This is a genomic window from Pseudomonas cavernae, from assembly GCF_003595175.1.
Classification (GTDB): Bacteria; Pseudomonadota; Gammaproteobacteria; order Pseudomonadales; family Pseudomonadaceae; genus Aquipseudomonas; species Aquipseudomonas cavernae.
The window spans coordinates 963,077-988,139 of the sequence record NZ_CP032419.1 but is presented as its reverse complement, the minus strand read 5'-3'; the positions used below and the strand labels follow the sequence as shown (position 1 = coordinate 988,139).

Genomic DNA, 25,063 nt, shown 5'->3' with positions numbered 1-25,063 from the left:
TAGACGAGGCCGTGGGCGGTCTGTCCATCGCGCGATTACTTCCCCGCGCGCAAAGACAAACCCCCAGCCTGCTGTCGCGGGCTGGGGGTTTGGGATAGGAGCTTGACGATGACCTACTCTCACATGGGGAGACCCCACACTACCATCGGCGATGAGTCGTTTCACTACTGAGTTCGGGATGGGATCAGGTGGTTCCAACTCTCTATGGTCGTCAAGCAATTGGGTTGGGATGTCGTGGTGAGACGCCATCCCGAATGGGTATGTGACAGTGCCTTGCGGCGGGTATTAAGCGAGTTCTGTCGAACTTTCGGTATTTGTCGACTTCACCGTCCAACACCACAATCGTCAGATTGTTTGGGTGTTATATGGTCAAGCCTCACGGGCAATTAGTATTGGTTAGCTCAACGCCTCACAGCGCTTACACACCCAACCTATCAACGTCGTAGTCTTCGACGGCCCTTCAGGGAGCTCAAGGCTCCAGTGAGATCTCATCTTGAGGCAAGTTTCCCGCTTAGATGCTTTCAGCGGTTATCTTTTCCGAACATAGCTACCCGGCAATGCCACTGGCGTGACAACCGGAACACCAGAGGTTCGTCCAACCCGGTCCTCTCGTACTAAGGTCAGCCCCTCTCAAATCTCAAACGTCCACGGCAGATAGGGACCGAACTGTCTCACGACGTTCTAAACCCAGCTCGCGTACCACTTTAAATGGCGAACAGCCATACCCTTGGGACCGGCTTCAGCCCCAGGATGTGATGAGCCGACATCGAGGTGCCAAACACCGCCGTCGATATGAACTCTTGGGCGGTATCAGCCTGTTATCCCCGGAGTACCTTTTATCCGTTGAGCGATGGCCCTTCCATACAGAACCACCGGATCACTAAGACCTACTTTCGTACCTGCTCGACGTGTCTGTCTCGCAGTCAAGCGCGCTTTTGCCTTTATACTCTACGACCGATTTCCGACCGGTCTGAGCGCACCTTCGTACTCCTCCGTTACTCTTTAGGAGGAGACCGCCCCAGTCAAACTGCCCACCATACACTGTCCTCGATCCGGATGACGGACCAGAGTTAGAACCTCAAGCATGCCAGGGTGGTATTTCAAGGATGGCTCCACGCGAACTGGCGTCCACGCTTCAAAGCCTCCCACCTATCCTACACAAGCAGGCTCAAAGTCCAGTGCAAAGCTACAGTAAAGGTTCACGGGGTCTTTCCGTCTAGCCGCGGATACACTGCATCTTCACAGCGATTTCAATTTCACTGAGTCTCGGGTGGAGACAGCGCCGCCATCGTTACGCCATTCGTGCAGGTCGGAACTTACCCGACAAGGAATTTCGCTACCTTAGGACCGTTATAGTTACGGCCGCCGTTTACCGGGGCTTCGATCAAGAGCTTCGCTTGCGCTAACCCCATCAATTAACCTTCCGGCACCGGGCAGGCGTCACACCCTATACGTCCACTTTCGTGTTTGCAGAGTGCTGTGTTTTTAATAAACAGTCGCAGCGGCCTGGTATCTTCGACCGGCATGGGCTTACCGAGTAAATCGTTCACCCTCACCGGCGCACCTTCTCCCGAAGTTACGGTGCCATTTTGCCTAGTTCCTTCACCCGAGTTCTCTCAAGCGCCTTGGTATTCTCTACCCAACCACCTGTGTCGGTTTGGGGTACGGTTCCTAGTTACCTGAAGCTTAGAAGCTTTTCTTGGAAGCATGGCATCAACCACTTCGCGCTCTAAAAGAGCACTCGTCATCAGTTCTCAGCCTTAAGATCCCGGATTTACCTAAGACCTCAGCCTACAACCTTAAACTTGGACAACCAACGCCAAGCTGGCCTAGCCTTCTCCGTCCCTCCATCGCAGTAACTAGAAGTACAGGAATATTAACCTGTTTCCCATCGACTACGCTTTTCAGCCTCGCCTTAGGGACCGACTAACCCTGCGTCGATTAACGTTGCGCAGGAACCCTTGGTCTTTCGGCGTGGGTGTTTTTCACACCCATTGTCGTTACTCATGTCAGCATTCGCACTTCTGATACCTCCAGCAAGCTTCTCAACTCACCTTCACAGGCTTACAGAACGCTCCTCTACCGCTCGTCTTACGACGAACCCGTAGCTTCGGTGTATGGTTTGAGCCCCGTTACATCTTCCGCGCAGGCCGACTCGACTAGTGAGCTATTACGCTTTCTTTAAAGGGTGGCTGCTTCTAAGCCAACCTCCTAGCTGTCTAAGCCTTCCCACATCGTTTCCCACTTAACCATAACTTTGGGACCTTAGCTGACGGTCTGGGTTGTTTCCCTTTTCACGACGGACGTTAGCACCCGCCGTGTGTCTCCCGTGCTGACACTTGCTGGTATTCGGAGTTTGCATCGGTTTGGTAAGTCGGGATGACCCCCTAGCCGAAACAGTGCTCTACCCCCAGCAGTGATACACGAGGCGCTACCTAAATAGCTTTCGAGGAGAACCAGCTATCTCCGAGCTTGATTAGCCTTTCACTCCGATCCACAGGTCATCCGCTAACTTTTCAACGGTAGTCGGTTCGGTCCTCCAGTCAGTGTTACCTAACCTTCAACCTGCCCATGGATAGATCGCCCGGTTTCGGGTCTATACCCAGCGACTAAACGCCCTATTAAGACTCGCTTTCGCTACGCCTCCCCTATTCGGTTAAGCTCGCCACTGAATATAAGTCGCTGACCCATTATACAAAAGGTACGCAGTCACCTAACAAAGTAGGCTCCCACTGCTTGTACGCATACGGTTTCAGGATCTATTTCACTCCCCTCTCCGGGGTTCTTTTCGCCTTTCCCTCACGGTACTAGTTCACTATCGGTCAGTCAGTAGTATTTAGCCTTGGAGGATGGTCCCCCCATATTCAGACAAAGTTTCTCGTGCTCCGTCCTACTCGATTTCACTTCAAAGATCCTTTCATATACGGGGCTATCACCCACTATGGCCGCACTTTCCAGAGCGTTCTATTAGAATCAATGAAGCTTAAGGGCTAATCCCCGTTCGCTCGCCACTACTAAGGGAATCTCGGTTGATTTCTTTTCCTCAGGGTACTTAGATGTTTCAGTTCCCCTGGTTCGCCTCTTGCACCTATGGATTCAGTACAAGATAACCATCTTATGATGGCTGGGTTCCCCCATTCAGAGATCTCCGGATCAAAGTCTGTTTGCCGACTCCCCGAAGCTTATCGCAGGCTACCACGTCTTTCATCGCCTCTGACTGCCAAGGCATCCACCGTATGCGCTTCTTCACTTGACCATATAACCCCAAGCAATCTGGTTACTGTCTCGAACGTGAAGACGACATTCGCCGAAAATTCGCGCTTGAACTCGCAAATTTTACCTTGACTTGAATAATCACCAGTGAAAGAGATTATTCAGTCTACTTCTATCACATACCCAAATTTTTAAAGAACAGTTACTGGCGCAAAGACCAGAATTCAAGGCTCACTCTTTAAGCATTCAATTCTGAGCTTTCAGCGATTGCGTGATAATGGTGGAGCCAAGGAGGATCGAACTCCTGACCTCCTGCGTGCAAAGCAGGCGCTCTCCCAGCTGAGCTATGGCCCCATCTAATGACCGGCCACATCCCTTGACAATTGGTGGGTCTGGGCAGATTCGAACTGCCGACCTCACCCTTATCAGGGGTGCGCTCTAACCAACTGAGCTACAGACCCAATCGTCTCACTCTCGGGTCTAAACCCAATCGCTTTTCGCAAGTGAATCAAGCAATTCGTGTGGGAGCTTATGAGAAAGCTGATGTCGTCGATTAAGGAGGTGATCCAGCCGCAGGTTCCCCTACGGCTACCTTGTTACGACTTCACCCCAGTCATGAATCACACCGTGGTAACCGTCCCCCTTGCGGTTAGACTAGCTACTTCTGGTGCAACCCACTCCCATGGTGTGACGGGCGGTGTGTACAAGGCCCGGGAACGTATTCACCGTGACATTCTGATTCACGATTACTAGCGATTCCGACTTCACGCAGTCGAGTTGCAGACTGCGATCCGGACTACGATCGGTTTTGTGGGATTAGCTCCACCTCGCGGCTTGGCAACCCTCTGTACCGACCATTGTAGCACGTGTGTAGCCCTGGCCGTAAGGGCCATGATGACTTGACGTCATCCCCACCTTCCTCCGGTTTGTCACCGGCAGTCTCCTTAGAGTGCCCACCATAACGTGCTGGTAACTAAGGACAAGGGTTGCGCTCGTTACGGGACTTAACCCAACATCTCACGACACGAGCTGACGACAGCCATGCAGCACCTGTCTTACAGTTCCCGAAGGCACCAATCCATCTCTGGAAAGTTCTGTAGATGTCAAGGCCAGGTAAGGTTCTTCGCGTTGCTTCGAATTAAACCACATGCTCCACCGCTTGTGCGGGCCCCCGTCAATTCATTTGAGTTTTAACCTTGCGGCCGTACTCCCCAGGCGGTCGACTTAATGCGTTAGCTGCGCCACTAAGTTCTCAAGGAACCCAACGGCTAGTCGACATCGTTTACGGCGTGGACTACCAGGGTATCTAATCCTGTTTGCTCCCCACGCTTTCGCACCTCAGTGTCAGTATCAGTCCAGGTGGTCGCCTTCGCCACTGGTGTTCCTTCCTATATCTACGCATTTCACCGCTACACAGGAAATTCCACCACCCTCTACCGTACTCTAGTCAGGCAGTTTTGGATGCAGTTCCCAGGTTGAGCCCGGGGCTTTCACATCCAACTTACCAAACCACCTACGCGCGCTTTACGCCCAGTAATTCCGATTAACGCTTGCACCCTTCGTATTACCGCGGCTGCTGGCACGAAGTTAGCCGGTGCTTATTCTGTCGGTAACGTCAAAATACTCACGTATTAGGTAAGTACCCTTCCTCCCAACTTAAAGTGCTTTACAATCCGAAGACCTTCTTCACACACGCGGCATGGCTGGATCAGGCTTTCGCCCATTGTCCAATATTCCCCACTGCTGCCTCCCGTAGGAGTCTGGACCGTGTCTCAGTTCCAGTGTGACTGATCATCCTCTCAGACCAGTTACGGATCGTCGCCTAGGTGAGCCTTTACCTCACCTACTAGCTAATCCGACCTAGGCTCATCTGTTAGCGTGAGGTCCGAAGATCCCCCACTTTCTCCCGTAGGACGTATGCGGTATTAGCGTCCGTTTCCGAACGTTATCCCCCACTAACAGGCAGATTCCTAGGCATTACTCACCCGTCCGCCGCTCGCCGGCATCCCGAAGGACCCGCTGCCGCTCGACTTGCATGTGTTAGGCCTGCCGCCAGCGTTCAATCTGAGCCATGATCAAACTCTTCAGTTCAATACTGCTTGGGTTTTGTGAAAACCCTAAACTTGGCTCAGCAATCGCAAATAAACTCTCGAATTCACGAGTGTTACTTGTGATGCTGATAATCAGGTGACTATCAGTCTTACCTCACAAGCACCCACACGAATTGCTTGATTCAGTTGTTAAAGAACAGTTGGTTAAGTCTTTCGTCTCAACCGAGGCGCGCATTTTACAGCAGCCCCTCATTCCGTCAAGCGATTTCGAAAATTTCTTTTCTACTTCAATCGCTTGCGCTTCCGATCAGCCTTCAGCATCTCGTCAGCGGGAGGCGAATTCTACAGCGTTTCAAACCGCTGTCAACCTCCTCCTGCACCGCTTTCGATCAACCCGATCGAACCACCTCCAGCCCCTTGAAAATCTCTATAACCTATTGATTATCAAGATCTTTTACATAAGGACTGCGCCGGAAGTGGTGCGCATTATAGGCCCACTAAAACTCCCGTCAACAGCTTATTGAAATCTTTTCGTCATTTCCGCTGCAGGCTGGGCAAACAGCTGAGATAGCAAGGCGGCAATAGCGGGCGTGCGCAATAGCAGCAGGAAAGCACCCACAGCCGCATAGGCAGACCACTCAGCCAAATCGGCGCGCACCACCCAAAGCATGTGCAGTAGAACCAAGCACAAAATCACATAGATCGCTCGATGCAGCGCTTTCCAACGCTTACCCAGGCGTCGGATGCTGAAGCGGTTGGACGTCAGGGCCAAGGCCAGCAAGCCGATAAACGCCAAGGCGCCGACAAAGATATAAGGGCGCTTACCCAGATCAATCAGCAGCTGCCCCATATCCAGTCCCAGCAAGAAAACCACATACCCTGAGATATGCAGCACCGCATAGGTGAAACACCACAGCCCCAACTGCCGGCGCACCGCGACCCAGCCGCCCCAACGCGTGAGACGCTGCAAGGGCGTCATCGCTAAGGTGAAGAGCAAGAAGCACAACGCCGCCAGCCCTAAACGATCAACCAGCGCTTTCCCTGGGTCGGCACCCAAGGCAAAGATCCAGGCCTGATAGCCCCAGCCCAACAGAGGCAGCGGCGCCAAGAGGAAAACCAACATTCGCCAGAGTCGATAACGCATCAGTAGTACTTCCGCAGATCGAGATTGCTATACAAGCCGGCCACCTCATCGTAACCGTTGAACAACCGCGTCGGGATGATATTGGGGCTGAACAAACCGCCTGGCAGGCGCCGCTCATGCGCCTGACTCCAGCGCGGATGGTCTACCTGCGGATTGACGCTGGCATAAAAGCCATACTCCTCCGGCGCAATGGTCTCCCAGGTGGTTTTCGGCTGATCCGCAGTCAGGCTGATACGAACGATCGACTTGATGCCTTTGAAGCCGTATTTCCAAGGCACCACTAAACGCAGGGGCGCACCATTCTGATTGGGCAGAATGCGACCGTACATGCCCACCGCCAGGATGGCCAGCGGATGCATCGCCTCATCCAAACGCAAGCCTTCCACATAAGGCCAATCGAGCAGGGAAAAGCCAGAGCGCTGGCCCGGCATGTGCTCCGGGTCGACCAGGGTTTCAAAGCGCACGAACTTAGCCTGCCCCGTCGGCTCGACCCGCTTAAGCAAATCCGCCAGCGGGAAGCCCAACCAAGGGATGACCATCGACCAGCCTTCGACACATCGCAGCCTGTAGATACGCTCTTCCAACTGGAACGGCTTGAGCAGATCCTCCAGCGCATAACGCCCCGGCTTGGCGACCTCGCCATCGATCAGGACGCTCCAAGGCTCAGTCACCAAGGCGTCGGCATACCTGGCCGGATCGGTCTTGCTAGTACCGAATTCGTAATAGTTGTTGTGATGGGTGGCGTCCTTGAAAGGCGTTAGCGCCTCCTCACCGGCCGTCACCGCCTGCCAGCGGATGCCCGGCAGCTTGTCAGCAAACCAGGTAGGCGCCTGGACCGGCTCGACATCAGCGTAACGCGCGGACTCGACAGCCAGGCTCGGCCAGGCCGAAAGAGCCGCGAGACCACCCGCCGCGGCCAGGAGGCTGCGCCGCGACAGATAAACGGATTCGGGGGTGACCTCGTGTTCATGCGAGGCGGAAGGAAAAGGTGTTCGGATTAGCATGGTGACTCCGCAGCTAACGACGAGGTGTGCGTTATAGACTGCGGAGCCGGAGGGAAATTACATCACTCGACCTGTTTGCGACGGCGCAGCTGCAACAAGTATTGCACCGGGCCGGAGGCAGCGTAGGCCAGGAAGATCAGCAGCAGGATGCGTGGCGGGTCGCTGAAGACCACGGCGAACGCCAGCACCACAACCAGGATCGCGACGAAGGGCACCCGACCTTTGAGATCGAGGTCTTTGAAGCTGTGGTACTTGATGTTGCTGACCATCAATGCACCAGCAGCGGCCACCAGCAGAGCGACGATGAACGACATGTTCGAGCCCTTGATGCCGAAATCACTGAAGGCCCACACGGTACCAGCCACCACGCCGGCGGCGGCCGGACTGGCCAGACCGATGAAGTAACGCTTGTCGACCTTGCCGATCTGGGTGTTGAAACGCGCCAAACGCAGGGCCGCACCAGCCACATAGATGAAGGCAACCGCCAGGCCGACGCTGCGCAAATCCGCCAACGCCCACTCGAAGGCCAGCAGAGCGGGAGCCAGACCGAAGGCGACCATGTCCGACAGCGAGTCGTACTCGGCGCCGAAGGCACTCTGGGTATTGGTCAGGCGCGCGACACGGCCGTCCAGGCTATCCAGAACCATCGCGACGAAAATGGCCGCTGCCGCCACCGAGAAGTTGCCACTCATGGCATTGATGACGGAATAGAAACCGGCGAAGAGATTGGCCGTGGTAAACAGGTTGGGCAACAGATAGATGCCGCGATGACGGACCTTGCGCCCTTCGGCATCGTGGCCCTCCTCAATATGCTCATCGATCGGCAGCAGGCTTTCTTCGTCGGAAGCCGGATTCGGCTCCTCGGGACGTTCGTTCATGGACAATACCTTGCAACGGTTTGAGTTTTCGACAAAGCGGTTGCCGCGAGGTTTGCCACCCCGCGACAGCTCCCAGGCTTTATACCAGAAGCCCTGCCGCAGAATGAAAAAACGCGGCCTAAGCCGCGTTTTCTCCCCATCGACAAGCGCTTAGTTTTTACTCTTGTCGACGATCTTGTTGGCAGCGATCCACGGCATCATCGCGCGCAGCTTCTCGCCAACCACTTCAATGCCGTGAGCGGCATTGTTGCGGCGGTAAGCAGTCATCGAAGCGTAGTTCGAAGCCCCTTCCTGGATGAACATCTTCGCGTACTCGCCGTTCTGGATGCGCTTCAGAGCGTTGCGCATGGCCTGGCGGGACTCGGCGTTGATCACTTCCGGACCGGTGACGTACTCACCGTATTCGGCGTTGTTGGAGATCGAGTAGTTCATGTTGGCGATGCCGCCCTCGAACATCAGGTCGACGATCAGCTTCAGCTCGTGCAGGCACTCGAAGTAGGCCATTTCCGGGGCGTAACCCGCTTCCACCAGTGTATCGAAGCCAGCCTTGACCAGCTCAACGCAACCACCACAGAGAACGGCCTGCTCACCGAACAGGTCGGTTTCGGTCTCGTCCTTGAAGGTGGTTTCGATGATGCCGGTACGGCCGCCACCGACGCCAGCAGCGTAAGACAGGGCGACGTTCTTGGCATTGCCGGAAGCGTCCTGGTAGATGGCGATCAGATCAGGGATGCCGCCGCCTTTGACGAACTCGGAACGCACGGTGTGGCCCGGAGCTTTCGGCGCGATCATGATCACGTCGAGGTCGGCACGCGGTACGACCTGGTTGTAGTGGATGGCAAAACCATGGGAGAAGGCCAGGGTGGCGCCCTTCTTCAGGTTCGGCTCGACTTCTTCCTTGTACAGCTTGGACTGGAACTCGTCCGGCGTGAGGATCATCACCAGGTCGGCAGCAGCGACGGCAGTGGCCACGTCGGTGACTTTCAGGCCATGGGCCTCAGCCTTGGCTACGGTGGCGGAGCCTTTGCGCAGACCTACGGTAACGTCAACGCCGGAATCTTTCAGATTGCACGCCTGGGCATGGCCCTGGGAGCCGTAGCCGATGATGGCGACTTTCTTGCCCTGGATGATCGAGAGGTCACAGTCTTTGTCGTAAAACACTTTCATGGGAATTCCCCTATTTTCTGGCCTCGTGGGCCGTTCGCTAAAGAGTTAGATGCTGAGCACTTTGTCGCCACGGGCAATGCCGGTGACGCCACTGCGTACGGTTTCCAGGATCGACGCGGTGCCAATGGCCTGGATGAAGCTGTCCAGTTTATCGCTGGTACCGGCCAGCTGGATGGTGTAGACGCTGCTAGTCACGTCGACGATCTGCCCACGGAAGATGTCGGTGGTGCGCTTGATCTCGGCGCGCTGAGCGCCGGTGGCCTTGACCTTGACCAGCATCAGCTCGCGCTCGATGTGCGCGCTCTCCGACAGGTTCACCAGCTTAACCACTTCGATCAACTTGTTGAGGTTCTTGGTGATCTGCTCGATCACCTCGTCATGGCCGACAGTAGTCAGCGTCAGACGCGACAGGGTCGGGTCTTCGGTCGGCGCCACGGTCAGGCTTTCGATGTTGTAGTTGCGCTGGGAGAACAGACCCACCACGCGTGACAGGGCGCCCGGCTCGTTTTCCAGCAACAGGGAGATGATGTGTCGCATGCTCAGGTCCGCTCCGTCTTGCTCAGCCACATATCGCGCATCGAGCCGTCTCTGATTTGCATCGGGTAGACGTGCTCGCTGGTGTCGACCTGGATGTCGAGGAATACCAGGCGATTCTTCAGGGCGAAGGCTTCTTCCATTTTCGGCTTAAGGTCTTTCAGGTCGGTGATACGCATCCCGACGTGACCATAGGCCTCGGCCAGCTTGACGAAGTCCGGCAGCGATTCCATGTAGGAGTGCGAGTAGCGGCTGCTGTACTGCATGTCCTGCCACTGACGCACCATACCCAGCGCGCCGTTGTTGAGATTGATGATCTTCACCGGCAGGTCGTATTGCAGGCAGGTGGACAGCTCTTGAATGTTCATCTGGATGCTGCCTTCACCGGTCACGCAAGCCACATCTTGCTCCGGGAAGTTCAGCTTGATGCCCATCGCCGCCGGGAAGCCGAAGCCCATGGTGCCGAGACCGCCGGAGTTGATCCAGCGATTGGGCTTGTCGAAGCGGTAGTACTGCGCGGCGAACATCTGGTGCTGGCCAACATCGGAGGTGACGTAGGCATCGCCTTTGGTCACTTCCCACAGGGTTTCGATAACGGTTTGCGGCTTGATGATCGAGCCATCACCCTTGTCGTACGGGAACAGGCCGCGAGTACCACGCCATTCGTCGATCTGCTTCCACCAGCTGGCGACCACCTCTTTGCTCGGGCTCTGGCCGATTTCCTTGAGGATCGCGACCATCTCGGTCAGCACGCTGTCCACCGGGCCGACGATTGGGATGTCGGCCTTGATGGTCTTGGAGATCGAGGCCGGGTCGATGTCGACATGGATGATCTTGGCATTCGGGCAGAACTTGCTCGGACCGTTGATCACCCGATCGTCGAAACGCGCACCCACCGCCAAAATCACGTCGGCATGGTGCATGGCCAGGTTGGCAGTGTAGCTACCGTGCATGCCGAGCATGCCTACAAACTGGCGGTCGGTACCCGGGAAAGCGCCAAGGCCCATCAGGGTATTGGTCACCGGCAGGTTGAGAATCTGCGCCAGCTCGGTCAGCGGCTCGGCCGCGCCGCCCATGATCACCCCGCCACCGGCGTAAAGGATCGGGCGCTTAGCGGCCAGGAGCATTTCGGCAGCCTTGCGGATCTGGCCAGAATGGCCACGAACCGCCGGGCTGTACGAGCGCAGCTTGACCTTCTTGGGATAGGCGTATTCGAACTTCTGGGTCGGGTCGCCCATGTCCTTGGGAATGTCCACCACCACCGGACCTGGACGGCCGGACTGAGCCAGATAGAAGGCCTTCTTGATGACTTCCGGAATTTCCGACGGGTGCTTGATGATGAAGCTGTGCTTCACGATCGGCCGGGAGATACCGACCATGTCGGTTTCCTGGAAGGCATCGGTGCCGACCATGTTGCTCGGTACCTGACCGGAAATCACCACCATCGGGATCGAGTCCATATAAGCAGTGGCGATACCGGTAATGGCGTTGGTCGCGCCCGGGCCGGAGGTGACCAGCACGACGCCCGGCTTGCCGGTGGCACGCGCATAACCATCGGCCATATGGGTAGCCGCCTGTTCGTGACGGACCAGGATGTGGGTCACATCATGCTCTTTGAACAGTGCGTCGTAGATATGCAGCAGGGCACCGCCAGGGTACCCATAGATGTACTTAACGCCTTCGTCACGCAACGAGCGGACGACCATTTCAGCGCCGGTTAAAAGCTCCACGTTTTTCACCTCTAGAACGCCAGAAGACCGTCAAAGCTAGACGGCAATCAAATAGGTTTACTGCCAAGCAGAGAGCATGAGCGACGGGTGGTCGCCGACTACGTCAGCTACTGACTGAGCAAGTATTGGGATCGTCCCTAGTGTTGCGGGATTCTCCCACCCAGCGCGAGGTAACGCGGTGCGGGTAAAGCAGGTCGGCGCGGGTGTGCACCTCATGGTCTGCTGAGAAAAGCTGGCTTGCGGCTGGCCCACTACAGCGAACGTTGAATTGTTCGGATTCGATCAGGCCAAGTCAAGTCATACCTAGGCCTAATTCCCACTATCGCTGTGACATAACGCAGGATGACGATCAACGGGTTTTGGTTATAGTAGCCAGACTCCCGCCGCTCATAAGCCGCTCATAAAAGGAAACAGCATGCGTCGCATGATACTCACCGGCAGTTTGTTGCTCGCCCTGAGTGCTACCGCCATGGCCAGCCAGGTTTACAAATGGGTCGATGACAAAGGCACGACCCACTTCGGCTCGCAACCGCCTCAAGGCCAGGCTGCCACCCCGGTCAATACCGTCGCTCCCCCGCCCAAGCCACCAGTTCCCGCCAGTCAGCCCGCCCAGACCAGCGACGCCGAACAGCAAGCCATCGACGCCAAAGTCAAGAAAGAGGTGGCAACCAAGGAAGCGGAGCGCAAGCAATACTGTGAGAACATGCGCACCAATCTGGCCCAGTTGCAGAACAATCCGCGCCTGCGCGTGACCGAAGCCGATGGTGAAGTACGTCGTCTAAGCGAAGAAGAGCGTCAAACGCGGATCAGTGAAGCGGAAAAGGCGATCAAGGAAAACTGCCAGTAAGCCGACTCGGGCGGTCTTAGATCGCCCCTTTGATCAGACGGTCGAAATCATCCAGCAACTTGAGCAACGCCTTGGCCTGTAGCGGATGCTCGCGATAGACCACCTCGGCCATCGGTCGAATACCGGAAACCCCAGGCAACGGCCCACCCTGCTCGACAATGCTCTTCATGCGCGGCAGGAAGATCCACTGCAGCCATTCCTCGAAGGCGAGACTGTCGACACAGAACGGCTCCTGGCTGGCCAGCGCCTCAGCACTGGGCGGCTCATCCGCCCACCAGCCCTGCAAGCGCAACTCCCGCTCGATCAGCAGCAGTTGCTCCGCCAGGACTGGCAACCGAGTATCCATCAGAGATTGGCCCGTGCCCGCTCGCGGGCTTGCGCGGCGCCGGCGGCATTGCCTTGACGCTCACGGGCCTGAGCAATCAAACCCCAGAGGCTGGCCTGCAGGGCCGGGCGTCCGCCGGCATAGCTCAGACCACGCTGGGCGAGCTGCTCGGCTTGGGCGGCATCGCCCTGGGCCAGGCGTACTTCAGCCAGACGATAAAGCACCTGCGGTTCGCGTGGCGCAATGCGCTGGGCCCGCTCCAGGCTGGACGCGGCGCCATTCAGATCGCCACCGCCCTGCTGTTGTTGCGCAGTGGTCAGCAATGCCAACACCGGCCCATCGAGCTGCTCGTCGGCCGCCAGACCGCCGGCGGCAGGAATGCCACTGGGGGCAGTCGGAGCCGGTGCGCCGTAGCTGGGCGGTGAGTTGGAAACATTGGCGCCCGGCGCAGTTGCGCCTGGACCCGGAGCGATCGGTCCCGGGGTAACCGGACCGCCATCGATCGACCCGGAAATCGGTGCACTGGCAGCCGGGAGCGCCTGGCTGGATGAGCCGCCATTGCTCGCGCCAGGCACCATCACCACCACCCCCGCATCCTGCGGCAGCGATTGCGCCTGCGGTTGCGACGCAGCTTGACGATAACCCCCGCCATCGACCTGCTCTTCAGTGATTGAGGTCCCCGAATCCACCACCGGGATAGAGCCACGCTGGGGCGACGCGCAGCCACTCAACAATGCGCTGGACACCAGCGCAGGAATCAACCACTTATTCACTACTGCACACCCTCGTCACTTGACGGCGATCTATTCGCCCACGCGCTCAATTCATCCACCCGCGCACCCAGTCCATCACCGCGTCCACCGGCGCCTCGAGTCCGCAAGCCGGACCAGGCGTCGGTTCACTACCACGAATATACGGCATCTGCACCGCATTCGGGCAGCCGGCAGCCGAACCCTGACCGGTGCCGGCGTCGATCCAGGCCTGCACCACGTTGTCCGGCAACGGCATGTTCAGCGGCAACGGATCGGCGCGACGCATGAAGCCGGTCCACACCTGCAGCGCACCGGTGGCACCGGTCAGCGGCGTCGGGCCGTTGTCGTCACGGCCCAGCCAGACCACCGCGAGCAAATCCTGACTGAAGCCGGCGAACCAGCTGTCGCGCGAGTCGTTGCTGGTCCCGGTCTTGCCGGCCAGATTCAGCGAGCTGGACAACTGGCTGTACACCGAACGCCCGGTGCCCTCGCGCATGACCCGCTGCATGGCATTCTGCACCAGGTAAATGGCGCCGGGATCGAAGCGCTGCTGGACCTGGAAGGGATAGCGCTTGAGCGGCTGCCCGTCGGCCGTCAGCACGCTGCGAATGCCCCGCAGCGGGGTATTGAAGCCGCCATTGGCGAGGGTCTGGTACATGGTCGCCACTTCCACCGGGCTGAGCGAGCCGGCACCCAGCAGCATCGATGGGTAAGCCGGCCACTCGCGCGACACACCGAGGCGGGCGAGGGTCTTGAGCACGTTCGGCACGCCGACTTCCAGGCCCAGCTTGGCGGTGGACAGGTTGTAGGAGTTGGCCAGGCCCTGATACAGATAAATAGTGCCGTGCGCCTTGTGGTCGTAATTCTGCGGCCGCCAGACTTGACCATCCTGGCCCTTGACCGAGAACGGCTCGTCGGCCAGCCAACTGGTCAGAGTGTACTGACTGGGTCGCTCCAGCGCCGTCAGGTAAACCGCCGGTTTGATCAGCGAGCCAATCGGCCGCACCGCGTCCAGCGCCCGGTTGAAGCCGGCGAAGCGCGGCTGGCGACTGCCGATCATCGCCTGTACTTCGCCGGTTTCGGGATTGGTCACGACCATCGCCGCTTCCACCTGGTCGACGCCCTTGCGCCCGCTCAAGCCCTTCAGGGTCGCGCCCAGGGCACCCTCGGCCTTGAGCTGTAGAATCGGGTCGAAGCTGGTGAAGATGCGCAGGCCTTCTTCGGTCAAGTCCTCGTCACGGTAGTCCTGGCGCAGTTGACGCTTGACCAGGTCGAGAAACGCCGGATAGGAGCTGTCGGCCATGCTGCCGCGCGCAGTCACGCCCAGCGGCAGTTTTTTCGCCGCATCCGCCTCCTCGGCTGTCACCACGCCCTGTTCGGCCAGCAGATCGAGCACCAGGTTGCGGCGCACCAAGGCGCGTTCGGGATTGCGCCGCGGGTTGTAGTAGGTCGGCCCCTTGACCATGGCGACCAGCATCGCCACCTGATGCAACTTCAGCTCGGCCAACGGCCGACTGAAGAAGTACTGGCTGGCCAGGCCGAAGCCATGCACCGCACGCTGACCGTCCTGACCGAGAAACACCTCGTTGAGGTAGGCCTCGAGTATTTCCTGCTTGTCGTAATGCAGCTCCAGCAAAACCGCCATCATGGCCTCGGTCGCCTTGCGCACGAGGCTGCGTTCGCTGGTCAGGTAGAAGTTCTTCACCAACTGCTGGGTCAGGGTGCTACCGCCCTGGCGCAGATGCCCGCTGCTGGCGTTGACCCACATGGCGCGGGCGATGGACTTCGGCGAAACCCCGTGGTGATTGAAGAACTCGCGATCCTCCACCGCCACCAGGGTGTCGACCAGATAAGGCGGCACCTGATCCAGCTTGATGAGGATGCGGTCCTCGTTGTGGGCCGGATACAGGCCGCCGATCAGCAACGGCTCCAGGCGAGCGACGGCCAGTTCGGCGTCATTGCCCTGACTGAGGGCGGCGACATAATCGCCGGAGAAGCGCACGCGCACCCGCTGCGCCGACTCGGCGCCCTCGTAGAACTGGAAGCCACGGGTATGCAGTTCGACATTATTGCCCGCCACCACCGTCGCGCCGGGGCCACTGGCCGACGACTCGCGGCGATAGCCGAGGGCATCCAGTTCGGTGAGGAAGTCGCCCTTGGTCAGCTTCTGGCCGACGAACAGCTCGAGCGGGCGGGCGTAGACCTTGGCCGGGATGGTCCAGCGCTTGCCGGAGAACTTCTCCTGCACCACGGCATCCAGGTAAACGGCGAAACCGGCCAGCAGCACCAGGCCAACCAGGCCGAGCTTGAGGGCCCAACCCAGCCAGGGGCGCATGCCGGAAGAGGAGCGCTTAGCGCGCGAACGGGGGGAGCGGGAAGATCGGGAGCGTGTCATGGCGGCGCATTATACGCACTTTGTCCAGGGCCGGCAGGCACCCTCCGGCGGTTTGCACAGCCTCCCTCAGAGGCCATAATGCGCCTTTCCATTCAGTCCGTACTCAAGGATCGACCGTGAGCCAGACCCTGATCGCCGCGCTGCAGAACCCCGCCCTTTATCCGCACCCGGTTGAGGCGTTCCAGGTCATCGAGACGCATATTTCCTGGGTACTGCTGACCGGCCCCTATGCCTACAAGATTAAGAAGCCGGTGAACTTCGGCTTTCTCGACTTCACCGACCTGGCCGCCCGCCAGCACTTCTGTGGCGAGGAGCTGCGCCTCAACCAGCGTCTGACTGAAGGCCTGTACCTGGAAGTGCTGCCAATCACCGGCAGCGCCGAGGCGCCGCAACTGGCCGGCGCCGGCCCGGCCATCGAATACGCGCTGAAGATGCGCCAGTTCCCGCAGAGCCAGTTGCTCAGCGAAGTGCAGGCGCGCCGCGAGCTGACCTCCGCGCACATCGACGCGCTGGCCAAGCAGATCGCCGACTTCCACGCCCAGACCCCGGCCGTGCCGGCCAGCCATCCGCTGTGCTCGCCGCAGGCGATCGTCGCGCCGATGCGGCAGAATTTCGCGCAGATCCGCCCACTGCTCAGCGACAAGCTCGACCTGCAACAGCTGGACGCCCTCGAGGCCTGGACCGAGGCCAGCTTCAGCCGCCTCGAACCGCTGCTGGCCCAGCGCGCGGCCAACGGCTCGATCCGTGAATGCCACGGCGATATCCACTTGGGCAACGCCACCCTGCTGGACGGTGAGGTGGTGCTGTTCGACTGCATCGAATTCAACGAGCCATTCCGCATGATCGACATCGCCTCGGACGCCGCCTTCCTCGCCATGGACCTGGAAGACCGCAACCTCAAGCCGCTGGCGCGCCGCTTCGTCAGCACCTGGCTGGAGCACACCGGCGACTACGCCGCGCTGGAGCTGCTCAACTTCTACAAGGCCTACCGCGCCCTGGTACGCGCCAAGGTCAACCTGTTCCGCCTCGGTCAGGAGCAGGATGCCGTGCAGCGCGCGGTGATCCTGCGCCAGTACCGCAGCTATGCCGCCCTGGCGGAGAGCTACAGCGCCATTCCTTCGCGCCTACTGGCCATTACCCATGGCGTTTCCGCCGTCGGCAAGAGCCATGTCGCCGTGCGCCTGGTTGAGGCCCTGGGCGCCATCCGCCTGCGTTCGGACGTCGAGCGCAAGCGCCTGTTCGGCGAGCAGCCCGCGACCGCTCAGGGCCAGCTGCACGGCGGCATCTATAACCCAGACGCCAGCGCCGCGACCTACCAGCGCCTGCATCAACTGGCCGCAGGCGCCTTGCACGCCGGCTTTCCGGTGGTGATCGACGCGGCCTATCTGCAACAAGCGCAACGCCAGGCCGCCTGCCTGGCGGCCGAAAGCGCCGGCGTGCCATTCCTGATTCTCGACTGCCAGGCGCCGCAGGAAGTGATCGTCGAATGGCTGGCCCAGCGCCAGAACGCCGGACAAGATCCGTCCGACGCCACCCTCGAGGTCATCCAGGCGCAACAGGCCAGTCGCGAGGCCCTGGGCGCCGAGGAGCTGACCCACTGCAAGCGCGTCAACACCCACGAGAGCGCCAGCCTGGATAGCCTGATCAGCGGGATTCGGCAACGCCTGCCGGGGCTTTAAACGCGCCGCAAAATCCGCGGCAGGCCGACCCTGCCGCACCTCCCGACGCCCGTCACCGCGTTTTGCCCGCCGACCGCTACACTCTCCAGCAGACTGCCCGAGCACTTGACCTCGGGACAGCCGTCCGGTGGGGCAAGGAGGCGTCATGAACGACGAACTACAACACCTGAAAAACCTCGGCAAAACCTCGGCTCAGTGGCTACATGCGGCAGGCATCCACAGCGCCACCGACCTGCGCCGCCTCGGCGCGGTCGGTGCCTACCGGGCCGTGCAGGCACGCGGCTTTCGCGCCTCCAAAGTGCTGCTCTATGCGATTGAAGGGGCACTGCTTGACGTCCATTGGAACCAGTTGCCTGCCGACCATAAGGCCGCGTTGAATGGCCAACTGGATGCTCCGCCAGCCGACAATAAGAGCTAGCTCACAACCTCTGCGCTGAGCGATTTACGCGCAAGGGGGGCACAGCCTATTGTTTCAGGGACGTTCGTGGATTCTCGTCAGCCCAGCCAGTTCAAGGAATTACCGTATGTATCTACTCGGGGAGCAACCGGCCTACGCCGACCAACTGATCAACCGCCTGCAAAGCATCCCCAACCAACTCCTGGAAGGCCTAGCTCCCGCCGGCGAGCCGCTGCGCATCGAACGCACGGATGATCTGGTGCAGGAATTGCCGCACGATCAGGTGTTCATCATCGAAAATGGCCTGCTGCATGCGCTGGTCGACGAGCGCCCACTGTTCTATCTGCAGGAAGGCGATCTGGTTGGCCTGCGCCAGGGCATCGAACTGCCGAGCTGCCGCTACAGCAGCGAAGAACCGCTGAGCCTGATCCCCTATGCGCGTCACGAGGTGCTCCAGCACATCTACGCCAGCGAGCAGCGCCAGGAGCTGCTGATCCAGTACCTGATCGGCCACACCGCCCTGCTCTCCGACGCCCTCGCCCACCTCAAGCAGCCGGACATCCGCCCGGCCACCGGCTTCCAGCATTTCGCCGCCGGCGAAGAGCTGATCCACCAGGGCGACGAGGCCAATCACGTGTTCATCATCATCGAAGGCCACGCCGAGGCCTATGTCGATGGCCACAAGGTCGGCGACGTGCAGAAAGATGAAATCTTCGGTGCCATGGCCGTGTTCACCCGAGAAAAGCGCAGCGCCACGGTGCTGGCCAGCGAGCCCTGCACGGTGATGGTGATTCCCAAGGAGCAGTTCCTCAGCCTGATGCAGAGCAACCCGCGCATCGCCCACAGCCTGATCGAGAGCATGGCCCGGCGCATCGACCTGCTGAACAAGGAAGTCACCCAACTGCGCACCGCCTGATCAGCTTGCCACGCTCGGCAGAACCCGGCGCGATGCCGGGTTCTTTGCTTCAGGTAGGCGCTAAGCAAAAAACTAGCAACGGCGTGTTGACTTAGAAATGAGAATTGTTATTATTCTCTCAACTGATCGCGAGATCAGCCGATAAGCTGAGAGACTATCCAGTCGGACTTTTCAGATTATCTCCTCATCAGGCTAATCACGGTTTTTGACCCGGCTCTGCCGGGTCTTTTTTTTGCCCGCAAGAAAAGGCCGCCCACGCGGGCGGCCAATCTTTGAGTGGCTCAGCGCCGCAGTTTGGCGCAGTGGTCCTGCACCGGCAGCGCGGCGGTGTACCAGACAAAATCGGCCTGCTCGGCCTCAACCGGCTTACCCACTTCCGCCAATACCAGCACCAGATTGCCGCTCGCCGCGCCGAGGTCGGTCAGATGCAGCGGCACGCCGAGATCGCGGCGCACATGGAAGGCGCCGGCGAACAGCAGCGCCGGGGGCGGCGCCGCCAGCAGACGCTCGGCCATGCGCCGGTCGCGCTGCTGCTGCACGGCGAGCATGGCGGGCAGCTGCGCTTCGGGCAGCAGGCCGCAATGCGATTCGCGGACCTGTGCCAGCAACGGCTCGCGCACGCCTGGCGCGGTGGACACTTTGCCATTGAGCAGCGGTTGCTCACGGTAGATGCGCAGGATTTCGCTGCGATCCAGGTTCGCCGCCAATAGCGGATAAGGCTGCGCCAGGGCATAGCTGACGATCAGGCCATAGAGCGCCCAATCCCAGTTCTTCTGCCAGGCCAGCGCGCTCGCCAAGTCGGCCGGCGGCTGCCCCGCCTTCAGCTCGGCGCGCACCTGCTCGACCTTGGCCTGTTGGTCGGGATTGAGCATTTCCAGCAGCAGGCTGCCCTGCACCCGGCGCTCGGCGAGGGCCTTGAGTAGCCACAGCTGCAGGGCATGGTGATCGGGATTGTCGTGCTGCTCGCCGACCAGCACCCGCGGCGCGGCGGCCAAACGCTCGACCAGTTGCTGCGGAGTCAACAGCTCGCCACTGCGCAGGTCGCGAATCACCCCGAGTTCGGCATGTTCACGGCCTTCCGGGCTCTGCCAGGTCGGTAACGGGGGAACGGACTGGCAGGCCGCCAACAGGGTCAGACAAAGCAACAGAGCAAGACGCACAGGAGTACCTCTAGAGTGGGGATAGGCGCAAGGCGTGACCGCTCAGCGCGCGACGATCAGCGGATGGCCGCGCTCGGGGTGCTGCTGCACCAGCACTTCCAGGCCGAATACCGCCTGCAGCGGCTCGGCCCGCAGCACCTGCTCCGGGCTGCCGAGAGCATGGGCGCGGCCCCGTTCGAGCAGCAGGATGCGGTCGCAATAGCGCGCCGCCAGATTGAGGTCGTGCAGAATCACCAGCACCGCCGCGCCGCGCTCGGCAAAGCTACGCACGGCCTGCAAGGTGGTGTGTTGGTGCAGTGGGTCGAGCATCGAGGTCGGCTCGTCCAGCAGCAGGCACTGGCCCTGCGCCCCCGGCCACAGCTGCGCCAACACCCGCGCCAGATGCACGCGCTGGCGTTCACCGCCGGACAATTCCAGGTAGCTGCGCCCGGCCAAATGCGCGGCATCGGCGGCGCGCAGCGCCGCACCGATGATTTCCTCATCCCGCTGGCGACCGCTGGCATGCGGCAGCCGGCCCATACCCACCACCGCCTCGACGCGAAAGGCGAAATTCAGCGTCGAGCTTTGCGGCAGCACCGCCAGACGTTGCGCCCGCTCCGGTCCCGACCACTCGGCCAGCGCCCGCTGGTGCAAATGGACCTGGCCGGCAGACGGACTCAGCTCGCCGCAGAGCGCACCGAGCAGGGTGCTCTTGCCCGCGCCGTTGGGGCCGAGCACGCCGAGCACCTCGCCGGGCTGCAGCTCGAGCTGGATATCCGCGAGGACAGTAGACGCCCCGCGCCTGACGCTCAGATTTTCCGCACGCAGCATCAGGCTCGCCCCCGCAGCAACAGATAAAGGAAGAAGGGCGCGCCGATCAGCGCGGTGACTATGCCGATTGGCAGTTCCGCCGGCGCCAGCGCCAGACGCGCGAGCAGATCGGCAAACAGCAGCAGACTGGCGCCGGCCAAAGCCGAGGCCGGCAACAGCACGCGGTGATCGGGACCGACCAGCAGGCGCACCAGATGCGGCACCACCAGGCCGATGAAGCCGATCATGCCCGCCGCCGCCACCGCGGCGCCGACGCCGAGGGCGGTGCAGAACACCAGCTCACGCTTCAACCGCTCGACCGCGAAGCCCAGGTGACGCGCCTCCGACTCGCCGAGCAGCAGGGCATTCAGCGCCTTGGCGCGGCGCGGCAGCCACAGCGCCACGCCGGCGGTCACCAGCAGCAGCGGCCACAGCCGGGCGTAGCTGGCACCATTGAGGCTGCCGAGGTTCCAGAACGTCAGGGTGCGCAGGGTGGCATCATCGGCCAGGTAGGTGAACAGGCCGATCGCCGCTCCGGCCAGGGCGGTCAGGGCGATGCCGGCGAGCAGCATGGTCGCCACGCTGGTCTGCCCGTCGCGGCGGCCGAGGCGATAGACCAGGGCGGTCACCCCCAGGCCGCCGGCGAAGGCACACAGCGACAGCAGATAGGGGGCGAAGGCCTCGGGCAGGCCGCCGAACGCCGTGCCGCCAACGATGGCGATGGCCGCCCCCAGTGCCGCGCCACTGGACACCCCGACCAAGCCGGGATCCGCCAGCGGGTTGCGAAACAAGCCCTGCATGGCGACGCCGGACAGCGCCAGCACGGCGCCCACCGCCAGCCCCAGCAGGGTGCGCGGCAGGCGGATCTGGCCGAGGATCAGCTCGGCCTGCTCCAGCCCGGCACCGCTCAGCGGCAAGCCGAGCAGGCGCAAGGCGGCGCGCAGGGTATCGGCCAGCGGCAGGCTCACCGGCCCCAAGGCCAGCGACAGCCAGAGCGCCAGCAGCAGCGCCAGGCCCAATGCGATAAACAGCGCGCGCGGTGTTAGGACGGGCCTCATGGCTGGCTCTTGGCTTTTCCGGTCGGGGCGTGCGCGGCAGGATAGAAGGCCGCCGACAGCCGCGCCAGCCCTTCCGGCAAGCGCGGGCCCAAGCCACCCACCAGCAGGGTCGGGTCCAGCGCCAGCAGGCGCTCGTCGCGCGCGGCCGGCGTCGCCGCCAGGGCCGGATTCTGTTTGAGCAAGGCCTGCTTGGCCGCCTCGCCACTCAGGCTGCGGTCGGCGAAGATCACCACCTGCGGGTCGAGCGCCATCAGCGCCTCGGTGGAAATCGCCTTATAGCCGTTGTGTGGGCTGACGTTGCGGCCACCGGCCTGCTCGATCAGCCACGCCGCCACGGTATCCCGCCCGGCCGCCATCGGGCTGCTGCCGGCATGGCCGAGCAGCAGCAAGACCCGCGGCGGGTCCTGGCTGCGTCGGGCGTTGGCGACCCAGGCGGCCTGCGCTTGCAGGCGCAGGCGATACTCGGCCAGCACCTGGGCGGCGCGCGCCGGGTCGCCCAGCAGCTCGCCAAGCCGGGTCAGATTATGTTCCAGGCTAGCCAGGTCGGCCTTGGCCGGCAGCGTCTCGATACGCACGCCGGCAGCCCTGAGCTGGTCCAACACCGGCGGCGGGCCCATTTCTTCAGTGCCGATCAGCATGTCCGGGCGCAGGGTGAGGATGCCCTCGGCCGCCAACTGGCGCTGGTAGCCGATGCTCGGCAGGGCCTTCAAGGCAGCCGGATGCTGGCTGGTGGTATCCACTCCCACCAATCGGGATTCGCCCCCCAGCGCCACCACCCATTCGCTGAGCGAGCCGCCGGCGCTGACCCAACGTGGCGGCAGCGGTTCGGCAGCGCCGGCCAGCCGGCTGAATAGAAGGCCGGCGCAGAGGCCGGCCAGACAGAAGTTAAGACGCATGGTGCAGCGACTCCAGCAAGATTCGGTAAACCGGCCCGGCGCCATTTAGGCCCGGGCCGGCAGGAAGGACGACGCAATCGGCCTGCGCCGGCAGACAAGGGACCGCGGGCAGCAGTTCAGCCCGCCAGGGCCGGCGTGGCTTCGGCCAGCTCGCGCCAGTCTTGACGCTCGGGAATCCCCGGCTTGCGCGCACCGAACAGCTGCAGCACCAGCTCGCCCTCGGCATCGAAGGCTTCCCAGCTGGTGATCACGCCATCGCTGCTGGGCTTGCGTACCCGCCACAGCGCGGTGACGCCGGGCGTCTTGAGGTGCAGGTTGAACTCCGGGTCGAGCACGTTGAACCAACTGTCCAGCCAGCGCAGGTTGCTCACCGGCCCGGAGTGGATTTGGATGCAGTGCTGGTTACCGACGAAGACCATGATCGGCACCTGGCGACGACCGGCCTCCTCCATCAGCTTCGGCAGTTCGCGCACGTCCAGCGCTTCGGCCCACTCGCCGCCGGCCAGGCGCAGGGCCTGGGTACGGCTGACGCCATGCTTTTTCAGCAGGGCGAAGAAGTGGTGGGTATCCTTCAGGCTCGACCAGCCCTCGCGCAGCGCGCCGACGCCGATCTCCACATCGGCCCGCTCCGCCGGACGCGCGGGCAACGGCTGCAGAGCCAGTTCGGCGCTCTGTTCTGCGGCGCGGAAACGCTGCACCAGTGGCGCCCAGGCCGCCACTTCGCTGTCCTCGGTGAGAAACACCTTGTGCACGGCCAGCCCTTGGCGGTCGAACACCTGGATGCTGCGCTGCAGGCCGCGGGCGGTCTGCTCTTCGATGGCGAACACGCTGGCCCAACCGCCGAGAAACAGGCGCAGGTCGATATCGGCCGACACCACCAGGCCCATCTGCCCGCCGGCCATCACCGACACTTCGCGGTAGTAGCCCTTGCGCTCGTGCACACAATGCTCATTGCGGGTCAGGGCCATGATGTAGCCCAGCTCGCCGAGCGCCGGCAGCAAGGCCGCCCAGTCCGGGTTCAGGCGCACGGCATCCACGCCCAGACGGCTGGCGGTCAGTTCGCCCTCGCTCACGGCCAGGCGTTCCGCCGCATCACGGGCGCGCAGCTTCGGCTGTTCGCTGCGCAGCACCTGCCAGGCCTGGTACAGCGGATTGGCCAGGGTGGCCGACTGGGGTTGGGTTTGACTGGTCATGGTAACTCCTGGTTGCTCATCGGCTCGCCGTCAGGGCGAATTGAATGGGGATTTGCACGCGGCTGGGCACCGCCTGGCCGTTCTGGCTTTGCGGGTGGAAGCGCCAGCCGGCGACGGCGGTCAAGGCGGCGCGGTCCAGGCTGTCGACCCCGGAGGAGCGCAGCAGCCTCAGCTCCCGCTGCTCGCCCCGGGCGTCCAGGCGCACCTCGACCAGCACCACGCCCTGTTGATTGCGCCGCCGCGCCTGCGCTGGATAGCTCGGCTGTTGCGGCGGCTGGCGGAACGACGGTTCACGGCTCAGCACCTCCTCGACAACCGGCGCGGCCGGGCGCGGCGCCGCCACACTCGGACTCGCCGCTGCCAGCGCGGCACTGGCCGGACGTGCTGCAGCCGCTGGCGCACGGTTCTCCGCTCGCACCAGCGCTCGTGGCCGCGGCGCTGGTGCTGGCGCCTTGGCCACGGCGGGCTTGGCCGGCGGTTTGACTGGTGTGGGCCTGGCCGAGCTGGGCTGGGTTGGGCTGGGCGGCGTGGTCGCCACCTGCGGCTGAACCGGCGCCAGCGGTGGCGGCGCGGCGAGCGGCGCCAGGCTGATCTGGATCACCGCCGGCCGGCTCGGCGCATAAGGCTGCCCATGCGCCAGCCATTGACCCTGCAATAGCCAGCCGAGGCCGGCATGCAGAGCCAGAGAAAGCGACAGATAGAAGGGCATCCTTGGCATGGGCAACACCACTAAACGATAATCTATTTGATAATTGTTTGCATTTGCTCGTCAAGCTCTTTAAGGTTTTGCGCCGCCACCCAACCACTACTGCCGCCCGCTGCCGCCACTCCCTTCGCATAGGGATGAGCGTCCCGGTGCTCACCAGAACGCCAGGCCAAACCCGCAGCAGAACGGGCTTCGCAACGGCGCGGCGGGTTATCCACCAGGAGTCGTC

At 61.4% G+C, this 25,063-nt stretch carries 19 protein-coding genes, 2 tRNA genes and 3 rRNA genes; 4 read left to right on the top strand and 20 right to left on the bottom strand.

All coding sequences use genetic code 11. The features are described from left to right. Window positions 1-100: 100 nt before the first annotated feature. The 11 genes from rrf to D3880_RS04490 all read right to left on the bottom strand — a co-directional run bounded on the left by rrf (window position 101) and on the right by D3880_RS04490 (window position 11,721). Window positions 101-216, bottom strand: a 5S ribosomal RNA gene (gene rrf, locus D3880_RS04545). Between the two features lie 149 nt (window positions 217-365). After that, window positions 366-3,256 (bottom strand): 23S ribosomal RNA (locus D3880_RS04540). 235 nt (window positions 3,257-3,491) lie between these two features. Continuing rightward, window positions 3,492-3,567 (bottom strand) — tRNA-Ala (locus tag D3880_RS04535). Between the two features lie 30 nt (window positions 3,568-3,597). Next, window positions 3,598-3,674: transfer RNA gene (locus D3880_RS04530), tRNA-Ile, on the bottom strand. 93 nt (window positions 3,675-3,767) lie between these two features. After that, a 16S ribosomal RNA gene (locus tag D3880_RS04525) occupies window positions 3,768-5,304 on the bottom strand. Together the 16S, 23S and 5S rRNA genes with 2 tRNA genes alongside form the textbook arrangement of a ribosomal RNA operon. Window positions 5,305-5,781: 477 nt before the next feature. Continuing rightward, window positions 5,782-6,408 carry a protein-methionine-sulfoxide reductase heme-binding subunit MsrQ gene (msrQ, locus tag D3880_RS04515; RefSeq protein ID WP_119892324.1) on the bottom strand — a complete coding sequence of 209 codons (627 nt, stop codon included), beginning with the start codon at window positions 6,406-6,408 and terminating at the stop codon, window positions 5,782-5,784. Continuing rightward, complete coding sequence (msrP, locus tag D3880_RS04510) at window positions 6,408-7,412, bottom strand: protein-methionine-sulfoxide reductase catalytic subunit MsrP (protein ID WP_119892323.1); 1,005 nt, start codon at window positions 7,410-7,412, stop codon at window positions 6,408-6,410. Before msrP ends, msrQ begins: the two co-directional genes overlap by 1 nt. 62 nt (window positions 7,413-7,474) lie before the next feature. Continuing rightward, entirely contained in the window at window positions 7,475-8,290 is an 816-nt protein-coding gene (pssA, locus tag D3880_RS04505; protein WP_119892322.1) for a CDP-diacylglycerol--serine O-phosphatidyltransferase, read from the bottom strand. Between the two features lie 150 nt (window positions 8,291-8,440). Continuing rightward, entirely contained in the window at window positions 8,441-9,457 is a 1,017-nt protein-coding gene (ilvC, locus tag D3880_RS04500) for a ketol-acid reductoisomerase (protein ID WP_119892321.1), read from the bottom strand. A gap of 45 nt (window positions 9,458-9,502) precedes the next feature. Then, the gene (ilvN, locus tag D3880_RS04495) at window positions 9,503-9,994 is read right to left on the bottom strand and encodes an acetolactate synthase small subunit (RefSeq protein WP_119892320.1); all 492 of its coding nucleotides are present in this window, start codon (window positions 9,992-9,994) and stop codon (window positions 9,503-9,505) included. A 2-nt stretch (window positions 9,995-9,996) separates the two neighbouring features. Then, window positions 9,997-11,721, bottom strand: a complete 1,725-nt coding sequence (locus tag D3880_RS04490; RefSeq protein WP_119892319.1) for an acetolactate synthase 3 large subunit — start codon at window positions 11,719-11,721, stop codon at window positions 9,997-9,999. A 415-nt stretch (window positions 11,722-12,136) separates the two neighbouring features. Between D3880_RS04490 and D3880_RS04485 the strand changes: the two genes are divergently transcribed. Beyond that, window positions 12,137-12,568: a DUF4124 domain-containing protein gene (locus D3880_RS04485; RefSeq protein ID WP_119892318.1), complete on the top strand. Its 432-nt coding sequence runs from the start codon at window positions 12,137-12,139 to the stop codon at window positions 12,566-12,568. A 16-nt stretch (window positions 12,569-12,584) separates the two neighbouring features. Here the strand turns inward: D3880_RS04485 and D3880_RS04480 are convergent, their stop codons facing one another. Genes D3880_RS04480 through mrcB form a run of 3 tightly spaced genes read right to left on the bottom strand, consistent with a single transcriptional unit; the run spans window position 12,585 to window position 16,040 of the window. Next, window positions 12,585-12,914 (bottom strand): YqcC family protein, encoded by a 330-nt coding sequence (locus D3880_RS04480; RefSeq protein ID WP_119892317.1) that lies wholly within the window; start codon window positions 12,912-12,914, stop codon window positions 12,585-12,587. Then, on the bottom strand, window positions 12,914-13,666 hold the full coding sequence (locus D3880_RS04475; RefSeq protein WP_119892316.1) for a tetratricopeptide repeat protein: 753 nt from the start codon (window positions 13,664-13,666) through the stop codon (window positions 12,914-12,916). The genes D3880_RS04480 and D3880_RS04475 overlap by 1 nt, the downstream gene beginning before the upstream one ends. A gap of 46 nt (window positions 13,667-13,712) precedes the next feature. Then, a complete protein-coding gene (mrcB, locus tag D3880_RS04470) occupies window positions 13,713-16,040 on the bottom strand; it encodes a penicillin-binding protein 1B (RefSeq protein WP_119892315.1) in 2,328 nt (775 codons plus the stop codon). A gap of 116 nt (window positions 16,041-16,156) precedes the next feature. On the opposite strand from mrcB, the gene D3880_RS04465 reads away from it, so the two are divergent. The 3 genes from D3880_RS04465 (at window position 16,157) to D3880_RS04455 (ending at window position 19,032) form a co-directional block, all read left to right on the top strand. Then, entirely contained in the window at window positions 16,157-17,719 is a 1,563-nt protein-coding gene (locus tag D3880_RS04465; RefSeq protein ID WP_119892314.1) for a bifunctional aminoglycoside phosphotransferase/ATP-binding protein, read from the top strand. A gap of 145 nt (window positions 17,720-17,864) precedes the next feature. Further along, complete coding sequence (locus tag D3880_RS04460) at window positions 17,865-18,137, top strand: TfoX/Sxy family protein (protein ID WP_119892313.1); 273 nt, start codon at window positions 17,865-17,867, stop codon at window positions 18,135-18,137. 106 nt (window positions 18,138-18,243) lie between these two features. Beyond that, on the top strand, window positions 18,244-19,032 hold the full coding sequence (locus D3880_RS04455) for a Crp/Fnr family transcriptional regulator (RefSeq protein WP_119892312.1): 789 nt from the start codon (window positions 18,244-18,246) through the stop codon (window positions 19,030-19,032). Between the two features lie 281 nt (window positions 19,033-19,313). On the opposite strand, the gene D3880_RS04450 is transcribed toward D3880_RS04455, so the two are convergent. From D3880_RS04450 to D3880_RS04425, 6 genes are all read right to left on the bottom strand, one after another. Beyond that, on the bottom strand, window positions 19,314-20,192 hold the full coding sequence (locus tag D3880_RS04450) for a ChaN family lipoprotein (protein WP_119892311.1): 879 nt from the start codon (window positions 20,190-20,192) through the stop codon (window positions 19,314-19,316). Window positions 20,193-20,234: 42 nt separating this feature from the next. Continuing rightward, window positions 20,235-21,002, bottom strand: coding sequence for a heme ABC transporter ATP-binding protein (locus tag D3880_RS04445; protein WP_119892310.1), 768 nt, complete (start codon window positions 21,000-21,002; stop codon window positions 20,235-20,237). Then, window positions 21,002-21,985 (bottom strand): FecCD family ABC transporter permease, encoded by a 984-nt coding sequence (locus D3880_RS04440; RefSeq protein WP_162935040.1) that lies wholly within the window; start codon window positions 21,983-21,985, stop codon window positions 21,002-21,004. The genes D3880_RS04445 and D3880_RS04440 overlap by 1 nt, the downstream gene beginning before the upstream one ends. 50 nt (window positions 21,986-22,035) lie before the next feature. Continuing rightward, complete coding sequence (locus D3880_RS04435) at window positions 22,036-22,935, bottom strand: heme/hemin ABC transporter substrate-binding protein (RefSeq protein ID WP_119892308.1); 900 nt, start codon at window positions 22,933-22,935, stop codon at window positions 22,036-22,038. 116 nt (window positions 22,936-23,051) lie between these two features. Further along, a complete protein-coding gene (locus tag D3880_RS04430; protein WP_119892307.1) occupies window positions 23,052-24,128 on the bottom strand; it encodes a hemin-degrading factor in 1,077 nt (358 codons plus the stop codon). A 16-nt stretch (window positions 24,129-24,144) separates the two neighbouring features. Beyond that, window positions 24,145-24,846, bottom strand: a complete 702-nt coding sequence (locus D3880_RS04425) for an energy transducer TonB (protein ID WP_119892306.1) — start codon at window positions 24,844-24,846, stop codon at window positions 24,145-24,147. Between the last annotated feature and the right edge of the window lie 217 nt (window positions 24,847-25,063).